14 protein-coding genes are annotated in these 16,151 nt (G+C 55.2%); 5 read left to right on the forward strand and 9 right to left on the reverse strand.

The features are described 5' to 3' along the window. Positions 1-121 precede the first annotated feature (121 nt). From B4O97_RS10225 to B4O97_RS10235, 3 genes are read left to right on the forward strand one after another with little or no spacing between them, the layout of a single operon-like run. Positions 122-406 (forward strand): metal-sensitive transcriptional regulator, encoded by a 285-nt coding sequence (locus B4O97_RS10225; RefSeq protein WP_233143012.1) that lies wholly within the window; start codon positions 122-124, stop codon positions 404-406. A gap of 18 nt (positions 407-424) precedes the next feature. After that, positions 425-637, forward strand: coding sequence for a heavy-metal-associated domain-containing protein (locus B4O97_RS10230; RefSeq protein WP_083050575.1), 213 nt, complete (start codon positions 425-427; stop codon positions 635-637). A gap of 32 nt (positions 638-669) precedes the next feature. Further along, the gene (locus tag B4O97_RS10235) at positions 670-2,889 is read left to right on the forward strand and encodes a heavy metal translocating P-type ATPase (RefSeq protein ID WP_083050576.1); all 2,220 of its coding nucleotides are present in this window, start codon (positions 670-672) and stop codon (positions 2,887-2,889) included. 31 nt (positions 2,890-2,920) lie between these two features. On the opposite strand, the gene B4O97_RS10240 is transcribed toward B4O97_RS10235, so the two are convergent. From B4O97_RS10240 to rhaS, 8 genes are all read right to left on the reverse strand, one after another. Further along, positions 2,921-4,357: a rhamnulokinase gene (locus B4O97_RS10240; protein ID WP_083050578.1), complete on the reverse strand. Its 1,437-nt coding sequence runs from the start codon at positions 4,355-4,357 to the stop codon at positions 2,921-2,923. 11 nt (positions 4,358-4,368) lie between these two features. Continuing rightward, positions 4,369-5,466 carry a class II aldolase/adducin family protein gene (locus B4O97_RS10245; RefSeq protein WP_083050579.1) on the reverse strand — a complete coding sequence of 366 codons (1,098 nt, stop codon included), beginning with the start codon at positions 5,464-5,466 and terminating at the stop codon, positions 4,369-4,371. A gap of 5 nt (positions 5,467-5,471) precedes the next feature. Then, positions 5,472-6,725: an L-rhamnose isomerase gene (locus tag B4O97_RS10250; protein ID WP_083050581.1), complete on the reverse strand. Its 1,254-nt coding sequence runs from the start codon at positions 6,723-6,725 to the stop codon at positions 5,472-5,474. Between the two features lie 81 nt (positions 6,726-6,806). Continuing rightward, positions 6,807-7,124 carry an L-rhamnose mutarotase gene (gene rhaM / locus B4O97_RS10255; RefSeq protein WP_083050582.1) on the reverse strand — a complete coding sequence of 106 codons (318 nt, stop codon included), beginning with the start codon at positions 7,122-7,124 and terminating at the stop codon, positions 6,807-6,809. A gap of 19 nt (positions 7,125-7,143) precedes the next feature. Further along, entirely contained in the window at positions 7,144-8,169 is a 1,026-nt protein-coding gene (locus B4O97_RS10260) for an ABC transporter permease (protein WP_083050584.1), read from the reverse strand. After that, positions 8,169-9,143, reverse strand: coding sequence for an ABC transporter permease (locus B4O97_RS10265; RefSeq protein WP_083050585.1), 975 nt, complete (start codon positions 9,141-9,143; stop codon positions 8,169-8,171). Before B4O97_RS10265 ends, B4O97_RS10260 begins: the two co-directional genes overlap by 1 nt. Then, positions 9,140-10,660, reverse strand: a complete 1,521-nt coding sequence (locus B4O97_RS10270; RefSeq protein WP_083050587.1) for a sugar ABC transporter ATP-binding protein — start codon at positions 10,658-10,660, stop codon at positions 9,140-9,142. The genes B4O97_RS10265 and B4O97_RS10270 overlap by 4 nt, the downstream gene beginning before the upstream one ends. A 154-nt stretch (positions 10,661-10,814) precedes the next feature. Then, on the reverse strand, positions 10,815-11,831 hold the full coding sequence (gene rhaS, locus B4O97_RS10275; protein ID WP_083050588.1) for a rhamnose ABC transporter substrate-binding protein: 1,017 nt from the start codon (positions 11,829-11,831) through the stop codon (positions 10,815-10,817). A gap of 166 nt (positions 11,832-11,997) precedes the next feature. On the opposite strand from rhaS, the gene B4O97_RS10280 reads away from it, so the two are divergent. Beyond that, the gene (locus B4O97_RS10280; protein ID WP_158084252.1) at positions 11,998-13,932 is read left to right on the forward strand and encodes a histidine kinase; all 1,935 of its coding nucleotides are present in this window, start codon (positions 11,998-12,000) and stop codon (positions 13,930-13,932) included. Beyond that, positions 13,929-14,675, forward strand: a complete 747-nt coding sequence (locus tag B4O97_RS10285; RefSeq protein WP_083050592.1) for a response regulator transcription factor — start codon at positions 13,929-13,931, stop codon at positions 14,673-14,675. The genes B4O97_RS10280 and B4O97_RS10285 overlap by 4 nt, the downstream gene beginning before the upstream one ends. A gap of 23 nt (positions 14,676-14,698) precedes the next feature. Here the strand turns inward: B4O97_RS10285 and B4O97_RS10290 are convergent, their stop codons facing one another. Then, complete coding sequence (locus B4O97_RS10290; protein ID WP_083050708.1) at positions 14,699-15,973, reverse strand: zinc-binding dehydrogenase; 1,275 nt, start codon at positions 15,971-15,973, stop codon at positions 14,699-14,701. Between the last annotated feature and the right edge of the window lie 178 nt (positions 15,974-16,151).

The following is a 16,151-nucleotide window of genomic DNA, read 5'->3' on the forward strand; positions in this document are numbered from 1 at the left end:
GAATATCCCCAGACGTTTAAACAGCGTGTCTTTGGGGACAATCTTAACTGTAGTAGAGCTGTCTCATGCTGTCAAATTTCAGTCCCTTGACTACCCTACCCGGGTATAGTATATTCATGACATGATGAATCAGAAACAAAAAGAGGATGTTCAGCGGCGGCTCGGCAAAATCGAGGGTCAGATCCGCGGAATATCCAAAATGGTCGAAACCGATCGCTACTGCATGGATATCCTGTCCCAGGTGCGGGCTGTAGTTTCGGCAATACGAAAAGTGGAAGATCTTATCATGGATCAGCATCTGCACACCTGCGTGGCCGACAGCATGCGCCACGGGGACGAGGCGGACCAGAATGAAAAAATCGCCGAAATTATGGATATGCTCTCCAGATTCCGGCGCATCGGCTAAACTCAGGAGGAGGAAATTATGGCCAAAAAGATCGAACTGAACATCGAAGGAATGAGCTGCGGACACTGTGTAATGGCTGTTACCACCGCCCTTGAACAGGGGGAGGGGGTCAAAAAGGCCAAGGTGAATCTGAAAAAGAAGAGGGCCACGGTTACCGGGGAAGATACCCTTGATCCCGAAGTGCTGGTTAATCTGGTCAAGGAAACGGGATACGAGGCATCCCTGGCCTGAGGTCGGGGACAGGAAAGATAAAGAGAGGAATTATGTCGGAGCGAGCTGAATACGCCGTTGAAGGAATGACTTGTGCAAGCTGCGTATTGAACGTGGAGAAGGCGCTTAAGAAGGTTCCGGGGGTTGAGACGGTCAGTGTCAACCTCTCGGACAAGAAGGCGGTAATCACCTACAAAGAAGGTGATGAGGCATCCTTCAAGAAAGCGGTTGCAAACGCGGGCTATAAACTCAACACCATGGAAGAGGCGGAAGAGAAGGAGCTGGAGCACCTCAAGAGGGAAAAACGTCGTCTTGTGATCGCCTGGGCCATTACCCTGCCTTTGAGCATCAAGATGCTGGCCCACATGCTCTTTGGAATTACCATCGGTGATCATACCGTATCTTTCGTAATCGACCTGGCCGCCGCCTTTCCGGTGGTATTCATAATCGGCTGGCCGGTTATCCGCACCACCCTGCTCTCCCTGAAAACCTTCAACTTCAACATGGACTCCCTGATCGGCATCGGAACCGTGGCGGCCTATTCCACAGGCATTCTGAAGCTCTTCGGCATCCAGATTGAAAACTTCGCCGTTGTCGGCGCAATGATCATGAGCATCAACTTTATCGGCAACTACCTCAAGGAGATGGCCACGGGAAGGGCCTCCCAGGCAATCAAACAGCTCCTGGAACTGGGGGCAAAAAGCGCTCACCGGCTGAACGAATCGGGGACCATCGAAGATGTACCGGTGGAGGAGCTGGAGATCGGGGATATTGTCCTTGTGCGCCCCGGGGAGAAGGTCCCGGTGGATGGAGAGATCATCGACGGAGAAAGCTCCCTGGATGAATCCATCGCCACGGGAGAATCAATTCCGGTGGACAAGAAAACCGGAGACAAGGTTATCGGCGCCACGGTAAACCAGCAGGGGGCGATCAAGGTCCGCATAGAAAAGGTGGGTAAAGAGACCTTCCTGGCCCGGATCATCAAGATGGTGGAGGATGCCCAGGGCACCAAGGTCCCCATTCAGGCTTTCGCCGACAGGGTGACCGCCATCTTTGTTCCCATCGTTCTGGCCCTCTCCCTGGGGACCTTCCTCTTCTGGTTTTTTCTGCCGGAAACAGGGAACCAGATTCTCAGGACCTTTCAGGATCTTATTCCCTGGATCAATCCCGGCCGGGGTATGCTATCCGCGGCCCTATTTGCGGCCATCGCCACCCTGGTAATCGCCTGTCCCTGCGCCCTTGGTCTGGCAACCCCCACCGCCCTGATGGTAGGTATGGGAAAGGGAGCCGTAAACGGGGTCCTGATACGGAACGGAGAAGCAATACAGACAGCCCAGAAGATCGATACGGTGGTATTTGACAAGACCGGTACCATCACCGTGGGAAAACCCGGCGTAAGGGTAATCAAAAGCGATCTGCCCGAAGATGAGTTCCTGCGCCTGGTGGCCTCAGTGGAGAACCTTTCGGAGCATCCCCTGGCCCGGGCGGTAGTTCAAGCCGCAGAGGAACGAAAGATAAGCCTCGCAGACTGCGACAGCTTCGAGTCCCTTACCGGCAGGGGAATCCGGGCTGAATTGGATACGCAGCGTGTTGAAGTGGGAAGCCTGAAGTTCTTTCAGGAGTCAGGTATCGAAACATCCGCCTATGAAGGAAACATTCACGCCCTTCAGGCCGAGGGTTCAACGGTGATCCTGGCCGCCAGGGAGGGAACCCTGATCGGTATAGTCGGCATAGCCGATGCCATAAAGCACGACTCCCGCCAGGCCCTGGCGGAGCTGCACAACATGGACATTACAACCGTCATGCTTACCGGGGACAACCGCAGGGCCGCCAGGGCCATCGCCGGAGAGGTGGGCATAGACCGGGTGGAGGCGGAGCTTCTGCCGGAGGACAAGATAGAGATCGTCAGAAAACTCCAGGCTGAGGGAAAAACCGTCGCCATGGTGGGAGACGGCATCAACGACGCCCCGGCCCTGAAGCAGGCTGACGTGGGAATCGCCATAGGAACAGGGACTGACATCGCCATCGAATCGGCGGACATAACCCTGGTCTCAGGCAGCCTGATGGGAGTGGTCAAGGCCATCCGGCTTTCCAGGGCCACCTTCCGGAAGATCATGCAGAACCTTTTCTGGGCCTTCTTCTACAATGTCATCGCCATTCCCCTGGCAGTTCTGGGGCTGCTCCACCCGGTTATAGCTGAGACCGCCATGGCCTTCAGCTCCATAAACGTGGTGGGAAACTCCCTGCGGCTCAAAAGGGTTTCACTGGAATAGCGCATACCGAATCGGAACAAAGCTGCCGTCTTCAGGCGGGGGTAAAGGTCTCGATATCTCCCCCCGCCCCGATGAGATCGCGCCCTTCCTGCAGATTCTTCAGATCCCCCGATGCAATAGCCTGAAGCATGATGTTTCCCAGAGCTGTCGCCTCCACCGGCCCGGCGCTTACCGGGATTCCGGCGACGTCCGCCGTCAGCTGATTCAAAAAGCGATTCTGGCAGCCCCCGCCGATGATGTGCAGGGTATGAATGTCTCTGCCCGAGACTCCGGAGATCTCTTCCAGGCTCCGGCCATAGGCGGCCGCGAGGCCCCGGAAGATTCCCCGGGCGAATTCGGCGGGGGTTTGAGGAGCGGGCTGTCCGGTCTCGGCGCAGTACTCGAGGATTCTTCCCGGCATGGTATCATCCGCTCGACCGGGCTTCAGAAAGCGAGGATCATTCACGTTCAGCTCGTATTCACGGTTCTTTGCTTCCGCGGCCTCCCGGGCCAGGACGCTGTAATCAATACCAGCGCCCTCAGCTTCCCAGCTTCGCCGGCACTCCTGCAGAATCCAGAGCCCCATGATATTCTTCAGGAACCTGATTCCCCCATCGGCGGCACCTTCGTTGGTTATATTCGCTCCAAGGCTACGGGGACTGATTATCGCCTCCGGGCTTTCTATTCCGAGGAGCGACCAGGTTCCGGAACTCAAATAGGCGCTCTCCTCCCCGGGTCGGGAGGGAACCGCCGCCACCGCGGAGGCTGTATCATGGCAGGCCACGGCGGTGACGAGGATCTGGTGCTCCGCGCCGATCTCCCTTGCAAGGTCCGGCCGCAGGGGACCCAGTACGGTGCCGGGCATTACAACATCTGTAAAGAGGGAAGGTTGAAGCTTCAGAGCCTCAAAAATTGGACGGGACCAGCAGCGCTTAACCGGGTTGTAAAGTTGACTGGTGGTGGCGATGGAGTATTCGTTGGCCATGATGCCGGAGAGCCAGTAGTTGAGGAGGTCCGGTATCATAAGTACCCGTTCTGCCCTCTCAAGACCTTCCCGGTTCTGTTCCACCTCCGCGGCAAGCTGGAAAAGGGTATTGATCTGCATGAACTGGATGCCCGTTTCGGAGTAGATCTTCTCTCTGCTTATACGGGAAAAGACCTCATCCATCATGCCGTCTGTCCGGTCGTCCCGGTAATGAACGGGATTGGCCATCAGCCTGCCCCGGGAATCGATGAGCCCGTAATCCACCCCCCAGGTATCCACCCCGATGCTGACAATCTCCCTGCCATAGCTGGACAACGCCTTTGCAAGGCCCTGCTTGATCTGCTCGAAGATGTAGAGAATATCCCAGTAGAGGGTCCCCTGAATCCGTGTGTTCCGGCTTGGAAAACGGCTGATCACCTCAAAATCCAGCCCATTATCAAGTTGACCTACAATGACCCTGCCGCTTTCCGCCCCCAGATCAACAGCCACATATCGTCGCATCATACCTGCCCCCTTTAGCCGCCGCTCACGCTGCTGCGGTACTGTTCGACCTCCCAGTTGCGGATAAAATCTATCTTGTCCCGGGGCATGAACCTGTGTCCGCCGAAGCTCTCCGTATAGACGGCGATCTTTACTCCGTCCAGAAAAACCTCCCTCGCAAGTTCCGCGGCTCTGGCCGTGGATCCCAGGCCGAAGATTCCTGCCCCTCTGACCGCGAGAATCTTTGCCGGGGCGCCGAAAGTTGCAGCATGTTCCCTGTAGGCATCCGCTATTTCCTCGGCCCCTTCACAGTAGAGCGGCTTGAAACCGCAGTAGACTATGTGGTCAGGGGTAAAGGAGAGGGAGAGGGGTTCAAAGGATTCGGAATCCTGAAGATAGGCCTCCAGGTCCGCATTCAGCGCCCCGGCGGCCTTCAATTCAGCATCCCCGGATACCATGTCCGCGACAGCATCTTCGCTCAAGGCGGAGGGTACGGTAAAGTCCCTGACGGGAAAACGCTTCAAGCGACTCGTCAGAGCGGAAACTACCTTATCGTAAACAGCGTCGATCGCTGCCAGGGTATCAGCCTGGATAAAGACCCCGTGATTCTGCAGGAAAATAATACTGTCTCCGCCGCCCCCGGCCCGGTGCTTTTCCAGCATATCGTTGATGGTTCGGGCAAGAATGTAGCCGGGATTTACCACCGGAACCCAGAGGGCTTCGGTTCCGAAGAGTTCTTCTGCGATCTCCGGGCCCAGAACCGAACAGGTAAGACCGTTCACCAGGGCGGGATGGGTATGCACGACGTATTTATAGGGAAGGAGGGCATGAAGCAGCGTCTCAACGCTGGGACGCCGGGACTCCCCGGGCACCCGGGCGTTCATGAGGTCTTCCAGGGCCATGGCCTCCCTGGCCGCGCTCTGTTCGGGGTACTGACGCTTCATTATTTCTTTGAGCCCTGGAAGGTCCATTTTGACGAAGTCCCCGGGGCCGATGTCCGCCATACTTGTTCCGGAGGGCTTAACGAACATCACTTCTCCGTCCTTGAAAGAGGTGTTCCCTCCCCCGGCCAGGACAAAATCCTTGTCGCCCCCGTAACGGTTCGTAATTTCTGTCAGATCCTTTATACCCACCTGGCTTACCCCCGTCTGCTCAGGACATCGCGTTCGTAATCTGCAACCTGCTTCATGTAGTCCGCCTCAAGGGGAACATCGTTCATTTCGCAGAAACGGTCCCAGACATCCCCCAGGGGCATGGTTTTCAGCCGTTCCGACAGGGCCATGCGCCCGATGAAATTTCCCGCCTCCTCCAGACGGACAAGCTCCTCAGCAGGCTCCAGGTAGGCCGCGAGCCAGGCTTTCAGAGCGCTCCTGGCACCCACGGCGTATGCCCCGATACGGTTAACCGAGGCATCGAAAAAGTCCAGGCCCACGTAAATACTCTTTCCCGCCGCGGCCCGGGCGACTTCGTGGGCCATGAAATAGAGATCATCGTTCAATACCACGATGTGATCGGAATCCCAGCGCATGGGCCGGGAGACATGAAGCAGCAGGGTATCCTTGAACTGCAGGATTGCGGAAACCTTGTCGGCCACAAGCTCCGTGGGATGGAAATGGCCCATGTCGAGACAGATCATCTTGTCCCTGCTCATGGCATAGGCCAGATAGAAATCATGGGATCCGACGACAAAGGCCTCGCTGCCGATTCCGAAAAGCTTCGATTCCAGGGCATCCAGGACCTCGGATTCCGGATAACCTGTCTCGAAGATCCTGTCCAAAGAGCGGGTAAGAATGCCTCGGTAGCCGAAGCGGTCCGCCGGGTAGTCCTTCATTCCGTCGGGAATCCATATGTTGTGCACCGCGGGGCTGCCCTGTTCCCGTCCCATGTAGGCGGAGATTTCCCGGCACCGCTGGACATGGGCGATCCAGAAATCCCGGATTCCCTTGTCCTTGCTGGAGAGGGTAAACCCGTCATCCGCCAGCCTGTGGGAGAACATGGTGCAGTTGAAATCGAGCTGGAGGCCCTGCTCTTTGGCCCAGGAGACCCAGGAGCTGAAATACTCAGGTTCGATGCTGTCCCGGTCCACGGCCCTTCCGCCGAAATCACCGTAGCTGGCGTGCAGGTTGAGACGCTTTTTTCCCGGGATCAGCTTCATTGCGGTCTCGATATCGGCCCTGAGTTCCGAAAGGTTACGGGCTTTTCCGGGGTAATTTCCCGTGGCCTGGATACCCCCGCCGGAGAGTTCTCCCCCCGCCGACTCGAAACCGCCCACATCATCGGCCTGCCAGCAGTGAAGACTCAAGGAAAAATCAGCGAGCCGCTTAAGGGCTGCTTCAGTGTCAACGCCGATCTCGGCGTACCTGGTTTTTGCATCAGTGTATCTGTCCGCCATATTGACTCCTAACTCATCAGATCCCGCTCTGCTGCGGTATTCTTTATGGTATGCCGCGGAAGAACCGCAGACTTTGTGTATCTAAGGAAGATGAAACATCTCCTCCAGAGGAACGGAGACCGGGGATTCGTCGGGGTTGACCTCCATAAGCTCCGCCATGTAGTGCCACCACTTACGGACCACAGGCATATCGCCAAGGGACTGGGAGCCCCCTCCTTCCCGCACCTTCTGTACCGCAAAGAGGATATTCGTCTCTTCATCCAGGAAGATGTAATAGTCGTAGACCCCGTTCTCCTTCAGGAGCGCCGTAAGTTCGGGCCATAGTTCTTTATGCCGCCTTCGGTACTCCTCTTTTTTGCCGGGTTTCAGTTTCATCTTGAAAGCTATTGTTTTGTCCATTCAAACTCCCAGGGCGCCATTAATAATTCAGTTTTCGCCGCGCCCGGAACTGTTCCAGCAGCATGGGTAGCAGTACCGCAACAACCAGCAGAAGTCCCGTGGTAATGATCATGATCTTGCCGGAAATATTCAGAAGCCCCATTCCGAACTTGAGGTAGCCCAGCAGAAAGATGGAAACGATAACGCCGAAGATATTCCCCTTGCCGCCGCTTATGGAGACACCACCGAGAACAACCAGGGTTATCACCTCCATGTCCCATCCGAAGGCTATGTTGGGGCGGGTTGAGCCGATTCTGGAGGTCAGCATTACCGCCGCGATGCCGCAAAACAGGCCGTTCAAAACAAAGTTGATAAAGCGTATCCGCTGCACGTTGACTCCGCTGAATCTGGCCGCGCTTTTGGAGTTCCCCAGGGCGTATACCTTCCGCCCATAGGAGCTTTGGTGGAGTACGAACCACATAATCAGGGCCAGAAAAAGGAAGAGCACCAGTTCGAAGGGTATGATTGTGTCCCCCACAAAGCCCTGTCCGAAATACCCGAAGGATTCAGGATAACTGGTGTAGGCCTGATCTCCCAGAAATGCCTGGGGGATGCCTCGAAAAAGGGACTGGGTGGCCAGGGTAACCGCAATGGCCGGCATTCCCACATAGGAGACGAAGAAGCCGTTAAAGGCCCCGGCCAGGACTCCGACCAGGATACCGGTAAGTATCAGCTGAGGTACGGAAGCACCCGCTTCACTGGCTGCTCCCAGGGCAAAAGAGGACAGGGCAATAATGGAAGCCACGGAAATATCGATATCGCCGCTCATGATCACCAGAATCATGGGAAGAGCTACAACGGCCTTCTCCATGAAGGTAAAGTTGGCGTTCATCAGGTTAAAGGAGTCAAGGAAATAGGGAGTCAAACTGGAAAAGAGGACTCCCTGGAACAGGAAAATCACACACAGGAGTACTTCCCACTTTGTAAAGAAAATAATCAGTTTCTCCTTGAGGGGCCGGGTGTCGTTCAGCCGGGAAGCGGCTTGACCTGAGTTCCTGGGATTCATTATTGGCGTCTCCTGTTGAGAAGCAGTTTTTGATTTCGTTTATCCATCAGCGTGTTGATAAACATGGCCGTCAGTACGACAAAGCCCTGGATAAACATCTGAAAGAAGGGAGAGAGGTTTATGACCGGCAGGGCGTTGTTGATTATCCCCAGGAAAAGCGCCCCCAGAATAACCCCTGGTATTGCGCCGGAACCTCCGGCGATGCTGACTCCCCCCAGGACACAGGCGGCCACGGTCTGTAGTTCGAATCCGGTAGCGGTCTCGTTAACGGCGGCGGCATACCTGGCTGTCCACATGACACCCGCAAGACCGCAGAGGAGTCCGCTGATGGAAAAAATGCTGAAGTTTATTTTTTCTTCCTTGACCCCGACAAACCGGGCTGCCGTTTTATTGCCCCCGATGGCATAAACCTCCCGTCCGGTCCGGGTATAGCGGCTGAAATAGTAAGTTGCCATGGAGACAAGCAGGGCCCACCAGATCAGGTTGGTTATCCCGAGGAAGTCGCCGTGGGGAAGATCCATATAACTTTGCGTCATTTCATGGGCGGTTACCCACTGGCCCTTACTCAGAACAAAGGTAAAACCCCGAAATACGCTCATGGTTCCGAGGGTAGTAATGATGGGCGGCACCTTTCCAAAGGCCACGATGGCACCGTTGATCATACCCAGGATGAGTCCGATGAGGACTCCAATGAGCAGGACAAGACCCACGGGGAGACCGGGATAGTACTGGTTGAGCATTCCTGTGGCCATGCCGGAGAAGGCGATTATGGACCCCACGGACAGATCGATGCCTCCGGAGAGGATTACGAAGAACTGTCCGATGGCGACGATAATCAGAATGGAGGTGTCATTTATGATGCGCTGAATATTATCGCCTCCGATAAAACCCGGCGAGCGCAGGGTTACGACAAACATAAGCAGGGCGATAAAAACAATAAGATTAAACTCCCGGGTACGCAGGAAACGTTTCATGATGCAGCACCTCCGGCACCGGTAACAACGGCGGTTGCGGCCCGGATAATCTTTTCCGAGTCTGCCTCGTCCCTAGTAAATTCCTGCGTAATGCGTCCTTCATGCATGACGATAATCCGATCGGCCATACCAAGCACCTCCGGCAGTTCTGAGGAGACGAGGATAACCCCCAGCCCCTCCGCGGCCAGATCGGAAACGAATTTGTGTACCGCAGCCTTGGTTCCCACGTCGATTCCCTTGGTCGGTTCATCCAGGATGAGAATGGCCGGCCGGGTGGCAAGCCACTTGGCAAGCACGACTTTCTGCTGGTTTCCACCGGAGAGGGTGTTTGCGTTTACATTCCAGCCGGAGGAACGGATTTCCATCATACTGCCGTACTCCTGGGCAATGGAACGCTCTCTCCTTCGGTCGATCCGTCCCCAGGGGCTTATGCTGTCGAGCTGCGGCAGGGTGATGTTCTTACTCAGATCCATATCCAGGATGACTCCCTGGGTCTGGCGGTCCTCGGGAACATAGGCGATGCCCAGATTGATCGCGTCCTTCGGGTTCCGTATGTGAACAGGCCTGCCGTTCACGCTTACCGATCCCTTATGCAGGTGTTCAATTCCGAATATGCTGCGCATAACCTCCGTCCGTCCCGATCCGATCAGTCCGAAGAACCCCAGGATCTCACCTTTATGCAGATCGAAGGAGATATCCTTGAAAAAACCGGGTTGAGAGATATTCCGCACTTCCAGTATCTTTTCACCGATTTCCGCCTGGCTTTTCGGAAACATCTGATCCAGACTGCGGCCCACCATCATGGTAACGATCCTGTCCACGGAGGTTTCGCTGACTTTTCCTTCGCCGATATACCTGCCATCCCGGAGAACTGTAAAGTAATCGGCGATCTCGGTAATCTCATCGAATTTGTGGCTGATAAAGATGATCGCCTTTCCCTCTTCCCGCAGCCTGCGGATTATTTTATACAGGTCCTCAACCTCCCGCAGGGTCAAAGCTGAGGTCGGTTCGTCCATGATTACAACCCGGGCATCGATGGAGAGGGCCTTTGCAATCTCCACCATGTGGCGCTGGGCAACACCCAGATTCCTGATCAGCGTGTCCGGATGAAGGTCCAGGTCTATCTGTTCCAGCAGGACCGATGTCTTTTTCCGCATACCCCGCCAGTCGAGGTTTCTCAACCCGCCGCCGGCTTTTAGATGGTGGCCCATGAAGATGTTTTCCGCGATGCTCAGTTCGGGAAACATCGAGGCTTCCTGATGAATGGCGGTTATTCCCGCCGCCTGGGCCTCGAGGGCGTTTCTTAACTGCATCTCCCGGCCCTGGTAGAGTATCTGTCCGGCCGTGGGTTCATGCACACCGGTAAGAATCTTTACCAGGGTGGATTTACCCGCGCCGTTCTCTCCGATCAGTGCGTGTACCTCTCCGGGACGAATGTTCAAATCCACGCCGTCAAGGGCCTTTATTCCGGGAAAGTACTTTGTGATTCCCCGGAGTTCCAGAATTGTTTCCGTCATAAGCTCATTCTCCTCTGACAGCTCAGCGGCGGAAAGTCTTTTGCCTTCATCTCTGGTCCTTTTTTGAAGATACGGAGACCGGTATTCCCTGTACCGGAGAATACCGATCCCGTATCACCTTGTATTTCTGAAAGATTATCAGCAGTGGTATTGATCAGAACATTGCAGCGTAGGCGGCAATATTGTCCTTGTTGAAGACGAAGGGTTCACCCATGATGGTGTTTCCGTCTTTACCGATGGTGATATTGCCCATTCTGCCGGCAACGAGCTCATCGCCTGCTTTTCCCTCTATCTTGCCGCTTACCAGGGCTTCAAGAATGTAGGTTGAGGTGTAGCCAAGGTCTACAGGATTCCAGAGAGCCATCTGTCCGCAGGTGCCGTTTTCCACATAGTGCTGCATCTCCGAGGGGAGACCGAGACCGGTCAGCTGAACCGTTCCCTTCTTGCCTTCATCCTCAATGGCCTTGGCAGCGGAAAGAACGCCCACGGTGGTGGGAGAAATGATACCGGCCAGGTTCGGGTATTTCTGCATAAGGCCCACGGCCTCACGGTAGCTCTTGTCTGCCTGGTCGTCGCCATAAACCACCTCCACAAGATCCATGTTCTTGTATTCGGGCAGCTTGATCTCTTCCTTCATCCACTCGATCCAGGTGTTCTGGTTGGTAGCCTGGCTGGTGGCGGACAGAACGGCGACCTGACCTTCATAATCACAGAGCTGGGCAATCAGCTTGACCTGCTGGCGTCCGATGAGTTCAGCTTCCGAGGGTGCGAGATCGACCATCCGTCCCCCTGCGGCGATACCGGAATCGAAGGATATAACCTTGATGCCGGCTTTCATTGCCTTTTTGCAGACAGGGACAAGGGCATCCCTGTCGTTGGCGGAAATCGCGATACCGTCGACCTTCTGGGCAATCAGGGTCTCAATGATTTCAATCTGTCCTTCCGCTGTGGGGTTCGAAGGTCCCATGTAAATGGATTCAACGTTGCCAAGCTCATTGGCAGCTTCCTTTCCGCCGTCGGCGCAGGCTTCAAAGAAGCCGTTTCCAAGGCTCTTGACCAGCAGAACAAGCTTGAGGTTTCCGGAATCCTCTGTTTCGCCCTGTCCGCCGGCAAAAACCGTAACGGAAGCGAGGAACAGCAGTGCTAAGGTAAGAATCAATCCTTTTTTCATTTCTTCCTCCTGTTTTGTTTGATTCTGATGAATTTTAACACCCTTCCCGGCAGACCAGTTAGGACGCGATTCTACAAAGATGTACCATTTTCTATACTTCCGGTTTACCTGAAAAGAAAAAATGAGAAAATCACCGGTGTATTTTCAGGCAGCGGAGGCGGACTTTTTGATTGAGGGAAAAGGGAAATGGCTTTACCATATTCCTATGAAATTCCGGCACAAGCTGCTTTCTCTCATGATGATCTATATAACGGGAATCGTCTTCGTTACCGGGCTGACGGTCTACGGCTGGACGAAAACTTCGGAGATTCAGAACTCCGTCGCCCTGGGTACAGCTCTGCAGGTCAAGTCCCGGGAAGTACAGAGCCTGATGAAGGATATCGTATTCGATCTGTTCGCCCCCAAGATTTACGGGCAACTGAGGTCTCTGACCTACTCGCCCCGATCCGCGGTCACCCTGCGCCAGTGGCAGAACGCCGTATTCGAATATAAAAAGATCTTCCGGGAGTTCATGGAAATGAACTTTTTCCTGAACAGCGAAGACGAGTTCATCCAGGACCAGTACCTGACCGCCCTGACCATGAACGACCAGGCCATGAACATGCTGACCCGTATGGAGGAAATCCTGGTAATAATGCGGGAGGAGTACCGTTCCGCGGAAAATCCCTACAACGAAATGCAGAAGAACGACGCCCTGACCCCCTTTTTCAGGGAGTTCCAGGAGACATCCTATTACTTCAGCAACAGCTTCGAAGGTTTCATGAACTACTTTATACGGACCCTCGAAGAGGCGGCGGTCAGGTTCAGGACCAGGATGTATCTTCTTTTCATGGTAATCGACATCGGTATAATTGCGGGCTACCTGCTTCTCAGCCTTTTTCTGGCCCGGGATGTAAACACAAAACTCCTGAAGGTGGAACAGGCCTTCCGCGCCGTTACCCACGGTGATTTCAGCGCCAGGATGGACATATTCTCCAGGGACGAGTTCGGGGATATGTCCCGGCGTTTTGACATCCTGGTGGATGACCTGAAAACCAACGTCAACAGCATTCTGAACCTTACCCGGGATGTGGGGTCTTCCCTTACCCATGCCTCCCAGCTGGAGGATCTGCTCTCCATCTTTACCCAGGCCATCGTCCAGGATACCGCCGCGGACGCAGCCCTGGTTATCAGGAATACCGAGAATAACGGGGGAGAAATTTCCGCCGTCGCCGGCAGTAACCTGGAAAAGGAGGATATGGACAAGCTCCTCAAATTCCTGGAACGGAGGATCATGCGTCCGGGCAGCCATCTGCTGATACAGAATACTCGCACAGAAGAGCAGCTTCCATCTTCCATCACTTCGCTGCTGGCAGCTCCTCTGGCCCTGGATGATTCCCATTTCGGGGTCATAGTATCGCTGAAAATGGAGCCGGAAGAGAGCTTCTCCGATCTTGGCGCGACCCGCTTCATGACCTTTGCAGAGTTCGCCTCCCTCACCCTGGACAACCACGTTAAATACCGCGCCCTCATCGAGAACCAGGAAGCCAGGTTTCAGGCCCTCCAGTCCCAGGTGAAACCCCACTTTCTGTACAACATCCTGAGCGGTATCATCGGGCTCAACCGGCAGGGGGATTCGGAAAGTCTCGAAAAGACGGTGCTGGCCCTGAAGGAGATGCTGCGCTACATTCAATCCTCATCCCGCTGGGCCTCTCTGGAAGCGGAGTTCGACTGCATTGAGAAATACTGCTCCCTGCAGCAGATACGTTTCGGCAGCAGGCTCAACTTCTCCCTGGAGCTTGATCCGGAGGCCAGATACCTACAGGTCCCCCGGCTCCTGCTGCAGCCTCTTGTGGAGAATGCCGTGCTCCACGGCATAGAACCTCTTGAACGCCCCGGAACCCTGAGCATTCGCGCCCGGGCCCGCCGCCATGGAGGAGAAGAGGGAGCAATAATCGAAATCATCGACGACGGTGCCGGCTTTGATACCTCCCTGCTGGAGAAGGAGTCGAATATCGGGATTCGGAATGTAATGGGAAGATTGCACATGACCTGGCCACAATGCCATTTTGAAATCAGCAGTGAACCTGGAAAAGGTACCAGGGTGCTTATTGAAGTATGAAATTACTGATCGCCGACGATGAACAGCTGGTTCGCTTTTCCATTCGCGATATCCTGGGCGAAATACCCATCGTCTTTGATATAGCCGAAGTGGGAAGCGGTACCGGGCTGGTGGAACAGGTCAAAAAATGCGTTCCCGACATAGCCCTGGTGGATATCCGCATGCCCGGCATGAGCGGACTGCAGGCAATAGAACAGCTATCGAGGATTGCATCGAACACGAAATGGATAATCCTTTCCGGTTATTCGGAATTCGAATACAGCAGAAGCGCTCTGAGGCTGGGAGTCATTGACTATTTGCTGAAGCCGGTGGATCCGGAGGAACTGAAGAAAACCCTGGGGCGCGCCCTGGACATAATTGCATCGGAAACCAGAGGAGAACCCGGGGCTCTGGAGCTGGACAGGCATAGAGACCAGCCGCGGGACATGCCCGAACTCCTGGTGCGGCATGCACAGATTGTGGCAGGCAGGCGTTTCTGCGAAGCCCTGGGTGTTGCCCAGATCGCGGAGGAACTGAAGGTGACCCCGAATTATCTGAGCTCCATGTTCAAGAAGTACACCGGGGAGTCCCTGACCAGCTATCTTACCGGTCTGCGCCTGGAAGAGGCCCGCAGGCGTCTCATGGAACCCGGAATCTGCGTAAAGGAGGTGGCTGTAAGTCTGGGATACACCAGCAGCCGGCATTTCGCCCGTCTTTTCCGGGAAAAATACGGTCTTTCTCCCTCGGATTACCAGTTGGGATAAGGGGAGAAAGACCGCAGCCTTTTTCAGATGGATGCTGCGTTGGCCAGCAGGTAGTCCTCAGCCTCCCGGCACCAGAGTCCTCCGGCCCGGGCAGTTATCTCCGCCAGCTTCGCGCACACCGGATCGGTCCTGCCCTTCTCTGCCAGATCGCTGATTGCGGTGAGGGGCATGGAAATACCGGTGTAGATAAGCTTCTTGCCCCCGGGAATCTCCGGAAGATGCAGGGTAGTATCCACCACCGCATCCAGGCCGCCCACGTGGGTAACCATGGTGGCCGGATTGATTCTTCCGGCGGCCATCATTTTCAGGGATTCCTTCAAATCCTCGGTATTGCCGCCGGAGGTTCCCACAACGTGGGTCGCCCCGTAATGGACATTGTAGAAGTTCATATTCGCCGAGAAGGAGGGGTCCGAGGGACCGGCAAAGAAATTGAGACAGCCGTCTATCCCCAGGAGCGCATCCCCCTGCTCCACCACCGGCTTGACCGGGGCAAAGACTATCACGTCGTCATAGCCCTTTCCGCCGTTCAGCTGCTTTATGCCGGCAACAGGGTCCTTCATGTCTTTTGTGTTGACATAGTGAAGCTCGACACCGTTCTTCTTCGCCTCTTCCACGGTGTAAATTGCAGCGGCACGTTCAAGGCGGAAGTCGTCGATGTCAGTCACCACCAGCAGCCGGGGTTTGCGGTCCCGGTGAATCGCATAATCGATAGCCCCCAGTCCCATGGGTCCCACCCCTGCAAGAAGGGCCATGGAACCGCCCTCTTTAATATCCATCTGATGGACATAGGAGCCCTGCCGGGTATGGTACATGGCGTAGAAAGTCCCCACAATGCATGAAACTGGTTCCGCCAGGGACCCGTAAAAGAAGGAATCCCCTTCATAGGGGAGCAGACAGCCCTGCTCCATGACCTCCCTGGGAATGATTATGTAGGTTGCGTCCCCGCCGATGGTGGTATAGCTGTAGCCGGGGGCGGAAAGGATTCCCACCGGCCCGTCTTCGTAATTCAATGCAGGCTGGATGGAGAATTTCTGCCCCTCCGTGAACTGCCCCTTCCACCTTGAACCGATCCGGACCAGTTCCCCGCAGAACTCATGCCCGATCATAACCGGATCGGTGGCGATATTGTCGGGCACCCGCTTATGGCCGCTCCCCTGGCTTGCAGCCTTGTAGCTGGACATGCAGATGGAATCCGACACGACCCTGGCAAGAATCTGATCCTCCGTGATCTCAGGAAGTTCAAACTCCTCGAGCCGAAGGTCCTTTACACCGTACATTCGTACAGCTTTTGTTTTCATAACTTCTCCTCTTTTTCGGTCGCCATCGGCATTCCGCCTCCGGCTCCGCTCTGCCTCGTTCAGGACCGGCAAAGCCGCTCCTTTACTCTTTTTCGGTCGCCGTCGGCATTCCGCCTCCGACTCCGCTCTGCCTCGTTCAGGACCGGCAAAGCCGCTCCTTTACTCTTTTACGGTCGCC

Origin of the sequence: Marispirochaeta aestuarii, assembly GCF_002087085.1 — a bacterium.
GTDB classification, from domain to species: Bacteria; Spirochaetota; Spirochaetia; order JC444; family Marispirochaetaceae; genus Marispirochaeta; species Marispirochaeta aestuarii.